Genomic DNA, 12,153 nt, shown 5'->3' with positions numbered 1-12,153 from the left:
AAGGAGCTCACATTCAACTATGAATTTATATAATTTCATTAAAGCAGTAATTCCAATTATAATAATTATTATTGGACTTGGAATAATAAAAAAACCAGCTTACTATGTCATACCAATATGTTTAATAGTTACTATTGCAATAGTTTTATTTGATAAAAACCTAGGAATAAGCAATACAAGTCTTGCAATCCTTGAAGGAACAATAATGGGAATATGGCCAATAATTATTGTAATAGTAGCTGCTATTTTTACATATAAAATGGCTGAAAGCCAAAATGACATGCAAATCATAAAAGCAATGTTATCAAACGTATCTTCTGATAGGCGAATAATCATTTTGCTAGTAACATGGGGATTTGGTAACTTCTTGGAAGGAGTTGCAGGATATGGAACTGCTGTTGCAATTCCTGTATCAATACTAATAGCAATGGGATTTGAACCATTTTTTGCATGTCTTTTATGTTTAATCATGGATACATCTTCAACTGCCTATGGTTCGGTAGGAATTCCTATAATATCTCTAGCACAAGCAACAGAATTAGACGTTAAAATGTTATCTTATGACACCTCTTTACAACTAATAATTCCAACACTTTTGATACCATTTATATTGGTTATTCTTGTAGGCGGCGGAATTAAAAGCCTTAAAGGAGGAATGTTTGTACTTACACTACTATCAGGGGCATCTATTGCAATATCACAAGTTTATGTTTCAAAAATATTAGGACCAGAACTTCCTGCAATAATTGGAAGCATACCAGTAATGGCAATAATAATAATCTATGCAAAATTTTTTGACAAAGAAAATAAAACTTACAACAAAATAAAAATATCAAAAATGCAAGGATTCCTTGCCTGCATGCCCTATATTTTAATAGTTTCACTTATAATAATTGTTTCCCCACTGTTTCACTCAATAAATAAATATTTATCAAACTTTAAAACAATTCTCGAAATTTATCCAGGAGCAAATCCACTACAATTTAAATGGCTAACTTCACCAGGACCTCTAATTATTCTTGCAACCATAATATCTTATTCTATGAGAGGTGTTCCTATACTTGAGCAACTAAAAACATTCCTCCTTACAATAAAAAAACTAGCATTGTCTTCATTTGTAATTATCTGCATAGTATCAATATCAAGATTAATGACACATAGTGGAATGATCAAAGACCTTGCAGATGGTATCTCAACATTAACAGGCACATTATATCCACTATTTAGCCCATTAATTGGCGCTCTGGGAACTTTTTTAACAGGAAGCGATACTGTTTCAAATGTTTTATTTGGACCTTTGCAAACACAAATTGCAACAAACCTTGATATTAATCCATATTGGCTATCAGCTGCAAATACAACAGGAGCAACAGGAGGAAAAATGATTTCTCCTCAAAACATAACAATCGCAACAACGACTGCAGGACTTATTGGACAAGAAGGGAAATTATTATCTAAAACCATTATATATGCTATTGGATACATTTTAATATCAGGAATTCTGGTTTACTTCTTATTATAAATAAATAATAAGTTTAAATATATCATAATATTAACAAATAAGGCTAACAAATAGTTGGTCTTATTTGAAATAATCTATACATACCGTAAAATTACTTGAATTTTTACATAAGAACTAATATTATAAAATCATAAAACCTTTAATACCTAAAATATATAATTATTAAAAAACTTCCAAGGAAGTTTACATCTTATAACAAAGGAGATATCATAATGACAAAAACAATAGTATGCCTACTCGTAATAACATTAAATTATATCATGGCTTTTGCTGAAGATAATGAGACTGATACTAATGGTAATAACGCAAACAATATAAATACAAGCAATAATACACCCGCACTTAACCCAAATCTCAAACTCCCTATTACACTAACTTTTGACAACAGCAGCCAATTTAGATTTGATATGGATGAACTTGTTCCTGGTTTAGAAAATAAAACCAATGTGGGAATTAAGATTACACCCTATATAAACACAAAAGAAGTAGGTAATAATGATCCTCTCTCAGCTTATGTTAAAGTAGAAAGTCTATGCTTAAACGCTAGTGGAAAAAGTGATACACCAATAAAATTTAGCGTAGGAAATATTACAGCACAAATTAATATGTACGATTTTTACCTTAAAATGGAATCAATGACTGATTTTAACTTTAATCAAGAATCATTATTTAGCTTCGCACCAATAAGTAAAATTCAAAGCCAATATTACGGTTTCCCAAACAAGGAAAATGCAACAAAAAGAACAATTCTTGCAAGAAGTACAGCTAAAAAAATAGGAACTCTTCAATTTGGATACAAACTTCCATCACAATTAGAACTCATACTATCAATTGGAGCAACAGGAACAGGAAACAGAAATAATAAAAAAAATGACAAGGATTCTGAAGAGGATAAAAAAAATAAAGATGCAATTCCTTATAACGATACTTACAAAGGTATACTTTATGGCACTCAAGTCAAATGGAAGCCAATACAAAACAAACCAACACAATATAATTCAAATATAATTGTCAAAAATCCTCTTGAGTTGAATTTTGGAATATCAGGAGCAATCGGAAATTCAACATTCAATAATTCCTCTATAACATATGGTCTTAAAGATACATCTGTTATAGACTCAGATCTTGTAAGTCCAACTCTATCAAATGCATCTATAATAACTTCCATTGGAGTTAGTTACAAACTTGGTCTTACAAAAATTAACAATAAGAATACTTATCTAGTATTAAAAGCTGGTTCCGATTTAGGAATAGACCCATTTGCAAGCGATTTTTCTATACTTGGACATATATCTAGAAAAGCAAACACAGATGAAAAAAAACAATTTGATCCAATAAGCAATAAGCTTCAATTCGATACAAAAAGAACTCCCAATTTTGAATTCTCTATAGGAACTGGTATAGGATTTGCCTGGAATACAGATGAAGGAGAAGAAGAATCTTGGGAAATTAGCGGAAGTAAATCTTATAACAAACGAATATTTGGCGCACAAGACAAAAAATCCGGTATAGGATTTGGAATTAATTATGGAAAAAGTTTATATAGACCCACATCTTCAAATACGTTAATACAAAACATTGCTAAAAAATCATTTCAAACATTGAATGCAGAAATTTCAACTTACGAAGATAATAAAAAAGGTATTATTCCTGGACTTGGATGGATAGCCTCAATAGGAATTTACGATCTATTAAGAGACAAACCTAAATCAGATGACATAATAGCAGATCTTAACCCAAACAAAACCAACACCACCACAAATAAAACCAACATTGAATTTACTAGCGCAACCCAACTTGGGGGTGCATTATACCTTGATTATGCAATACCTTTAAAATCTATGTCACCAAATACATATATAATTCCATATGTAGGTGCTCATATGCTAGGAGCTCTTAATTTTTCAAATAACACTTTATATCTAAAAGCTGGACTAGAATTAGAAAACCTAATTAAATTAACAAACATAGTTATTGGATGGGATTCAAACAATATTCTGGCATCCAAAGATCAAAAGGGAAGTGTATTTATACTACTTAAAATATCTATTTCTTAATAAATAAAATTGTTTAAAGAGTAAATTTACTCTTTAAACAATTTTACTCATAAAATTCAACATAACCCTGCAAATTATAAATTTATAACCAATTCATTGCTACTTTAAATTTCTCTCTTTAGAAATTCTTTCATAAGCATCTTGAATCTTAATAAATTTTTCATTTGCTTCTTTTTGTTTAACAGGTTCATTTGCAAATTTATCTGGATGGTATTGTATAACCAATTTTTTATAAGCTTTCTTTATATCATCATCACTAGCATCATACTTTAACCCTAATACTTCATAAGGACTCACAATCTTAATATCAACATTCTTATAAGAATCATAACTTTCAAAATCAAGTTCAAGGAATGAACTAACATATAAAATAAATTTATCACCTTCTGAACTTTTATACCTAGCCAAATTATTAATTTCTTTTAAAACCGAAACAAGCCACACAAAAAGGTCTTTACGTTGAAAATAGCCAAGTTTTAGAGTATATAATATTTTGTCTGCATTCCTATTCTGAGTCACAGAAAAATGAAATAGATTATAAAGTTCACTCTTATCCCTTTCAGATAAATTTAATGAACTCATTATAAAATTAATATAATTTAATTGCTCACCGGTCATCGATCCTAAAATAGAAATTAACTTAGCCATTAATAAAAATGATAATTTATAAAACTCAAATTCCCTTGATTTAGAATAAAAATAATCCCCTGTAGTATATATCCTAAATCCACCTAAAATACTATAAATTATACAAAAAATAAAAAATATGAAAAATATACTTAAAATAAAAGGACTAAAAATCAAAATAAATGGCAACAATAAAAAAATAATCTGAAATAAATTAGACACTTCAACAAACAACCTATAAATTAAAATTAAGGCATATCAAAACTACTAATAAACCCTATAACTTCCTGTTTGATCTTTCTAAGTTCATCAGCAGATTTTGTCTTTAAAGCCCTAACAATAAAATGAGCAACTTTAATAGAATCATCTCTCTTTAAACCTCGTGAAGTAATAGCAGGAGCACCAATTCTAATACCAGAAGCTACAGAAGGATTTTTAGAATCAAAAGGAATTGCATTCTTATTAAGCGTAATATTTACACTCTCAAGAATCTTCTCAGCATCAGCTCCCGTAATACCTAAATCACTAAGGTCAACTAAAAACAAATGATTATCTGTACCACCACTAACTATTCTCAGACCTTCTGAAATAAAATACTCAGCCATAGCTTTAGTATTCTCTATAACCCTAGAAATATAATCTTTAAACTCTTTATTTAATGCTTCTTTGAAAGCCACTGCTTTACCTGCAATAACATGCATTAAAGGTCCACCTTGAGTTCCTGGAAAAACACAAGAATTAACAGCTGAACCTAAAGTTCTCTCTTTATTATTATAATTGATCATCGTATTACACTCTCTGCCCGAAAGAATCAAGCCTCCTCTAGGTCCTCTTAAAGTTTTATGAGTAGTACTTGTAGTTAAATGTGCAACATCAATAGGAGAATTATGAAAACCCGTAGCAACAAGACCTGCAGTATGAGCAATATCACATAAAAGATAAGCTGAAACTTCATTTGCTATTTCACGAAACTTCTTAAAATCAATTTCTCTTGAATAAGAAGATGCACCAGCAATTATCAAATTTGGCCTACATGCTTTAGCTATCCTTCTAACATCATCGTAATCAATCATCTCCGAATCTCTTGAAACACCATAAGAATATGCATCAAAAAACATACCAGAAAAGCTAACCTTACTACCATGTGTCAAATGACCACCATGAGATAATTCCATCCCAAGAATTTTATCCCCAGGCTTAATAAGTGACATTATAGCAGCCATATTAGCCTGAGAACCACTATGAGGCTGAACATTAGCATAACTTGCACCGAATAATTCCATAGCTCGTGATATGGCCAAATTTTCAATATCATCAACAACAGAACATCCACCATAATATCTCTTTGAAGGATACCCTTCGGAATATTTATTGGTCAAAACACTTCCAACAGCTTGTCTCACATTTGATGAAACAAAATTCTCTGAAGCAATTAACTCAATATTTTCTCTCTCTCTCTTAGCTTCTCTTTCAATTAAATCAAATAGAATATCATCTATCATTAATATTTTCCTCCAAAGTAATCTTATAATTTAAAGAATGATCATGACTTGTTAAGCTTTTATATTGAAACAATACCAAATCAACATATTCATCTAATAATAAATCCTCATCATAATCTTCTCTATATCCATAATGGATATAATTCTCTGACATATTCAAAAAATAACTTGAGCTATCCTTAAATAATACTGCATTTATTATATCAAAATAAATAAAACCAATATGCTCTAAAAAAAACTCACACCAAATATGTTTTTGAAGTCTGGAAGACTTATTATCAAAATAAAATCCAATAGCATTTCTTAAAGGTATATTATGTCGAAAAAAAAATAAATTAGTAAGTAAAATCAAATTATCAACCGAAATTTCTTTCATCTCAATAGCTTTATCTAAAGCTAAATCATTATCTACAAGCGTAAAATATGATACTAAAGCATCAATAATAGATTTAGCTAATTCATAAGCTGAATCTTTGTTATTGACATTTAAATTAATTGAACTTAAATCAAACGACTCATAAGATAAATAATGATCTCTTTTATCTAAAACATAAGTTTTAAACTCGCGTATATTAGCATCTGCATTTACCTTAATACCCTCCAAAGCTTTCACATCAAAAATATCTAAATTTAACTGACAAGTCTTAACTTCAAAGTTAAAATGATACTTATCTGATTTCAAATTTTTAAAAAACAAATTATCTAAATTCAATAGAGTTCCATTATTATCTGCAAACTGAATTTTTTGTCTTTCATTTTCAACTGGACTTAAATAAAAAATATTAAAATTAATATTATTTAATATTTCATTAGAATTATCATTCTTATTCTTTAAAAAATAAATTTCATGAGAGATTTTAAAATTTCTACCCTTCTTTAAATTCCATGCAAAAAAATTTTCATTAAATTTAAAAGGAAGCTTATTGCTCTTAAGTTCATCAACCATCACAAAAATCTCACCATTAATATCCAAAGTTTTGGGAGGCATAAATCTTATTTCCACCTCACTTAAACTCAATATATCTCTAGAGAGAACTTTATAAAGTTCATGTTTGGTTTGAATAAATATCTCAACAATTCCAGAATCTGATATCAAATTTTTACCCCTCAATACAACAGGAGTATTTGTCATTACAACTAAATTTTCCTCAAAAACAAGAAAAGGACTATTGCCTTTTTCAAGTTTGATTGGAACTTGTCTACTAATAACAAGAAAAAGCTCATTACTAATACCTTGCCTATTTTTTATAAAAACAAGCCCAGAATTAATTTCATTAGTAATTTTAAAAACTACTTTCTCATTGCTCCAACTAATAATACTACTTTTCATTAAATAATGATCATTAATATTAATTTCTCCAATATGATCACCCAAATTACGTCCCTTAATAACAATTACATTTTCATGAGAAGCAGGCATTGGTGATATTTCATAAATTACAGGCTTTAAATAAAATAAAAATCCAGAAAAAACAAATAAACAAAAAAAAATCAAAAAAATCAAACTTAAAACAAAATATTGTCCCCTAATAAATACTGCCAAAAATTACCCTCTTTTAACTTTAGTACCCTCTTCAGTATCAATTAATATAAAACCTTTAGAACGACAATATTCTCTAATCTCATCAGCACGTTTAAAATCTTTTTTCAATTTGGCAAGTCGTCTCTCTTCAATCAAAGAATTCATAACATCATCAATAACTACCCTACTCCTGTCAATTTCTCTCAAAATTTCTTCCCGTAATCCAAGAGACAAAACTTCATCAAATTTAAATGCAAGTTTAAGTTTCGCAAGAGAGCTTAAATTATTATCCCTTACAATATCCCAAAGCAAAGCCAACACTTTAGGAATATTCAAATCAAAAGCTATGCTTTCTAAAAAACTATAATAATACTTGTGTTCTAAAACAAACTTAGCATTTTCATCATCCTGACTAAGTAAACTAATATCAAATTGACTTAACGAAGAATAACAAGAGGTCAATTTACTAAGCAAATTTTCTCTAGCCACTTTACAAGCTTTTAAGCTATGAAATGAAAATTTAAGTTGTGTCCTATAATGTGCAGTTAAACAAAAATATCTAAAGTCTAAAGGTGAAAATCCTTCATCTTCTAAGTTTTTAATAGTAATAAAATTATTATTTGACTTTGACATCTTTTCATTTTCCATAATCAAAAACTCACCATGAACAAACATGTCACACCAGTTTACACCTAAATAACATTCCATTATAGCTATTTCATTTACATGATGAACTCTAATATGATCAACACCTCCCAAATGAATATTAAGAGTATTATTAAAATAATTCAAATTCATTGTTGCACATTCTAAATGCCAACTTGGATAACCAAATCCCCAAGGAGAATCCCACTTCATCTCTTGATTTTTAAATTTTGAATTTGTAAACCATAAAACAAAATCTGATTTATTCCTTTTTGAGAGATCTAATTCAACTCTAGAAACAGAATTTTCATTAATATCATTTAGATTAATGCCAGCCATCTGTCCATAATTTTTAAAACGAGCAATATCAAAATAAACATTACCATTTACAAAATAAGTAAACCCATTCTGTTCAAGAACTTTGACTACTTCTATCATACTTAAAATATATTCACTTGCAACAAGTACTTTATCAGGACGTAAAATATTTAACTTTTTACAATCATCAAAAAAAGCTTTTGTAAAAAACCTGCTAATCTCACAAACAGTAAGACCTCTCTCTTTTGCAGCCTTTACTACCTTATCTTCCCCATCATCAAAATCACCTGTTAAATGCCCAATATCAGTAATATTCATTGCATAATTAACATTATACTTAAATAACTTTAAAGATTTAATAAGAAGATCTTCAAAAATATAAGTTCTAAGATTACCTATGTGAGCATAATTATAAACAGTAGGACCACAAGCATAAATCTTAGTTTCACTTAAATCCTTTACTTCAGACAAACATTTTGTTTTTGTATTGTATAACTTAAGAAGCATAAATACCATCAAAAATTAAGTTTTAAACTCAAAAGACATCCTAAAAAACTTAGGACTGACACAATCTTTATATAACTTATTATAACAAGTCTATTACATTTGAAACAATTTGACAAATCCAAATTATTCTATATAGCTATATTACATTTAAAGTATAGTTATAATTTGAAAAAAATAATAATCCAATATAAAATGAATGTCATGTTAGAAAACATAAACAATTTTCTTAAAAAGATAAATATTCAACCTCAAACAACAAATCTTGCAAATTACACAACTTATAAAATAGGGGGTATTTCTAAATTATTCTTAACACCTAAAACGATCGAAGATGCAGAACATATATTTAAAACAGCAATAAAAGAAAAAATTAAAATATTTATTTTAGGGGGAGGTTCAAATCTATTAATAAACGATGAAGAAGAAATCAATTTTCCTATTATCTATACTAAACATTTAAATAAAATTGAAATTCATGACAATCAAATTACTGCAGAATGCGGAACCAATTTTAACGATCTATGTAACTTTGCATTGAAAAATGAATTAAGCGGACTAGAATTTATATATGGACTTCCTGGAACACTTGGGGGAGCAATTTGGATGAATGCAAGATGTTTTGGAAGTGAGATTTCTGACATATTAGATAAAATCGTCTTTATAGATGAAAATGGAAATTTTATATGTAAAAAATTTAATAAAAATGAATTTGCATATAAAATTTCGCCTTTTCAAAACAAAAATACTGCAATATTAAAAGCAACGCTAAATTTAAAGAAAGGCAATAAAAAACATATTGAAAAAATTATGAACCAAAATAAGCAAATAAGAATCAACAAAGGACATTATCTCTTTCCAAGTAGCGGAAGCACATTTAAAAACAACAAAAATTTTTTAAAACCCACTGGACAAATAATTGAAGAATGCAATTTAAAAGGACTTCAAATCGGAGGAGCAAAAGTATCACATTATCATGGCAATTTTATAATTAATAATAACAACGCTACTTCTAGAGAGGTTAAAACACTTATTGACAAGATAAAAACCCAAGTTCAAATAAAAACAGGATTTTTACTTGAAGAAGAAATACTATATATAGGATTTAATCAAAAAAATTAAACTACATACCCCAAAATTCATTATTCATATTCTCAACAACATCTCTCATTTTAGAAATTTTTTCTTTAAACTCATTAATCAAAAGTATATGTTCACGCAAAGTTTCTAATGCATCTAAACTCATTTTAGAAACCTCAAATTCACTCAGATCACTATTCAAATTATGAAACTTTCCACTAATAACAAAATAACTATTAAATATTTCTTTACACATATTTTTAGTGTCTTTAATTTTAATATCATGGGCTAAATACTGTTCTTTAAATTCACCTATCTCTTTCACATGTTTAGCAAGAGTAATATTAATTCTCTCATGCTGCATAGAATTATTATTAATATTATCTTGAATATCAATGAAATCTTTATAAATAGAATCAATTTCTGAACTTATAACTGAAATGATATTATTAACCTTTTTAAGCTCATCCTTGATAGTCGTTGAGTACTTACCAGAATTAATAGCAAGCTTTCTAATTTCTTCTGCAACAACAGCAAAACTCTTACCAGCATCTCCTGCTTTTGCTGCCTCAATAGCTGCATTCATTGCAAGCATATTAGTCTGAGCCGATATTAAAACCAAAAGTTTATTTGCACTTTGAAGATTATTAGTTTGCGACAAAAGGTCGGAGAAATTTTTATTTACACTATCAAATACAGAATTCAATTCAGAAACTTTACTCTTTACTGTATCAATACTTGCAGAATTTGACACTACAACTTTATTAAAAACTTCTAAATTTTTATCTATTGCATAAAAAGCATTAGTATTCTCTTCAAATTTAGCAGCAATATCTAATATATTTTTATTATGCTCATTAATTGGATTAGATGTTGATTCAAAATCTTTTAAAATATTCATAACTGCTTTTTCAAATTTAGAAAAAGCATCTCCTATCCCATCATAAGTAGTAAGACTATTATGCACTCTCTCTATACTTTCTTCTGGTATATTCATTTCGATTAGACGTCCCCTTAATTCCTGTACATAAAATTTAATATTATTAACGATATTAGTAGTCTTTGAAAACAAATTATCAAATTCAGTATTAATATAAGAGAAAATAAAAGATTTATATTTGAATTCTGAGGCAGAATCAAGCTTTAAAATATCCTCTCTCTCCTTTTTTTGTTCAATTAAAATTTTAAAATCACTAAAAAAGGGTAAAACAAACTTGATGCATAGACAAAAGATGATAAGATAAGAAAAAAAGATAAAACCTAAGAAAAATATTGAATTTGACTGAAACTTTAAAGGAACATGATTAATATCAAAAATAATGCCTTGAACTACCTGTCCAGCAAGCTGAGAAGTACTTAAAAAATAAGAAGAAGTATTATGCTTTACAATTTTTTTAACAATATTAGGATCGATTTTAACGACTTCTATAACACTACTTAACACACTATTTACATAATTTTCTGAAAAATTATTAATATTTAAGTCATTAAGATTTAACAATAAAGGTTGAAAATCTCTATCAATCATAAAAAATTCATAATTCTTATTGCTAAATTTAAAATAAGAATTCAATTGATTTGCAATATCAACAAATAAACTATCAAAACAAACAAAAAAACAAATTACTCCTAATACTGCATGATTATCGTTTATAAGTGGCATACTTACAAGGGAATAAAGCTTATTTTTTACTCTCTTATAACTTGAATAATAAACACTACGCTCCTTTACAGGCACAAAATAAATTGGATCCTCAATAATATTATTGATATCTAAGAATGAAAAATTTTTATTTGAAATTAAAACATTTTTTCCTGCAGGAATATAAAAAACTCCCTCTAAAGAATCAGCTTCAAGAGAAATATGTTGAAAAATTTTGCTTACATCATTAAATCCTTTAGAACTTAAAAAAAGAGCAATACTTGTATTTAAATCTATAAATCTTAAATCGACACTTGAAACAAAATTATTTGAAACCTTATGTAATACATTTAAAACATTACTATCCTTAATCAAATTTTTCAAAACACTAACAGCAGCATCATATTTATTCTTTATCTTAAAAGCCACATTACTTGAAAAAAGTTTAAAATCAGCCTCAATACGATTCAAATATTCATGTCTATAATTTAAATAAGCTTGACCTAGAAACAACAAACCAAAGCAAATAAAAATAAAAAGCATGAGATAGAGCAAAAATCTCATATTTTTTAATTTAACATTCACCAAATCCTCACGCATAAAAAATTCTCCACAATTCAATCCATAAAAATAAAGTTTCAAGCCATGTTAACGAATTATAGTATAATATAAATAATTAATAAATATTCACTAAAATATACATTTCATTAATTAATAATATGTATATAATTATA

8 protein-coding genes are annotated in these 12,153 nt (G+C 27.8%); 3 read left to right on the top strand and 5 right to left on the bottom strand.

The genetic code is table 11. From position 1 onward, the window contains the following. The first annotated feature begins 19 nt into the window (after positions 1–19). Positions 20–1,522, top strand: a complete 1,503-nt coding sequence (locus tag U880_RS0104055) for a lactate permease LctP family transporter (RefSeq protein ID WP_024654869.1) — start codon at positions 20–22, stop codon at positions 1,520–1,522. A gap of 212 nt (positions 1,523–1,734) precedes the next feature. Further along, positions 1,735–3,579, top strand: coding sequence for an integrin-binding adhesin P66 family protein (locus tag U880_RS0104050; protein WP_024654868.1), 1,845 nt, complete (start codon positions 1,735–1,737; stop codon positions 3,577–3,579). A 99-nt stretch (positions 3,580–3,678) separates the two neighbouring features. On the opposite strand, the gene U880_RS0104045 is transcribed toward U880_RS0104050, so the two are convergent. The 4 genes from U880_RS0104045 to U880_RS0104030 are packed head-to-tail and all read right to left on the bottom strand — an operon-like array spanning position 3,679 to position 8,700. Continuing rightward, positions 3,679–4,428 (bottom strand): J domain-containing protein, encoded by a 750-nt coding sequence (locus tag U880_RS0104045; protein WP_024654867.1) that lies wholly within the window; start codon positions 4,426–4,428, stop codon positions 3,679–3,681. 26 nt (positions 4,429–4,454) lie between these two features. After that, positions 4,455–5,708, bottom strand: coding sequence for a serine hydroxymethyltransferase (glyA, locus tag U880_RS0104040; protein ID WP_024654866.1), 1,254 nt, complete (start codon positions 5,706–5,708; stop codon positions 4,455–4,457). Continuing rightward, a complete protein-coding gene (locus tag U880_RS0104035) occupies positions 5,698–7,251 on the bottom strand; it encodes a DNA-binding protein (RefSeq protein ID WP_024654865.1) in 1,554 nt (517 codons plus the stop codon). The genes glyA and U880_RS0104035 overlap by 11 nt, the downstream gene beginning before the upstream one ends. Positions 7,252–7,254: 3 nt before the next feature. Beyond that, entirely contained in the window at positions 7,255–8,700 is a 1,446-nt protein-coding gene (locus U880_RS0104030; protein WP_024654864.1) for a cysteine--tRNA ligase, read from the bottom strand. 201 nt (positions 8,701–8,901) lie between these two features. Here U880_RS0104030 and murB point away from each other — a divergent pair, with 201 nt between their 5' ends. After that, the gene (gene murB / locus U880_RS0104025) at positions 8,902–9,819 is read left to right on the top strand and encodes a UDP-N-acetylmuramate dehydrogenase (protein WP_024654863.1); all 918 of its coding nucleotides are present in this window, start codon (positions 8,902–8,904) and stop codon (positions 9,817–9,819) included. A 1-nt stretch (position 9,820) separates the two neighbouring features. Here murB and U880_RS0104020 read toward each other — a convergent pair whose 3' ends face one another. Continuing rightward, a complete protein-coding gene (locus U880_RS0104020; protein WP_024654862.1) occupies positions 9,821–12,019 on the bottom strand; it encodes a methyl-accepting chemotaxis protein in 2,199 nt (732 codons plus the stop codon). Positions 12,020–12,153: the final 134 nt, after the last annotated feature.

It is taken from the genome of Borrelia hispanica CRI (assembly GCF_000500065.1).
GTDB classification, from domain to species: domain Bacteria; phylum Spirochaetota; class Spirochaetia; order Borreliales; family Borreliaceae; genus Borrelia; species Borrelia hispanica.
Note: the sequence above shows the minus strand (reverse complement) of the source record. Positions and strands in the feature narration are given on the sequence as shown.

Coding starts and splice junctions, on each gene's coding strand:
- U880_RS0104055 (WP_024654869.1), top strand. CDS start 20: ATGAATTTATATAATTTCATTAAAGCAGTAATTCCAATTATAATAATT.
- U880_RS0104050 (WP_024654868.1), top strand. CDS start 1,735: ATGACAAAAACAATAGTATGCCTACTCGTAATAACATTAAATTATATC.
- U880_RS0104020 (WP_024654862.1), bottom strand. CDS start 12,019: ATGCGTGAGGATTTGGTGAATGTTAAATTAAAAAATATGAGATTTTTG.
- glyA (WP_024654866.1), bottom strand. CDS start 5,708: ATGATAGATGATATTCTATTTGATTTAATTGAAAGAGAAGCTAAGAGA.
- U880_RS0104030 (WP_024654864.1), bottom strand. CDS start 8,700: ATGCTTCTTAAGTTATACAATACAAAAACAAAATGTTTGTCTGAAGTA.
- murB (WP_024654863.1), top strand. CDS start 8,902: ATGTTAGAAAACATAAACAATTTTCTTAAAAAGATAAATATTCAACCT.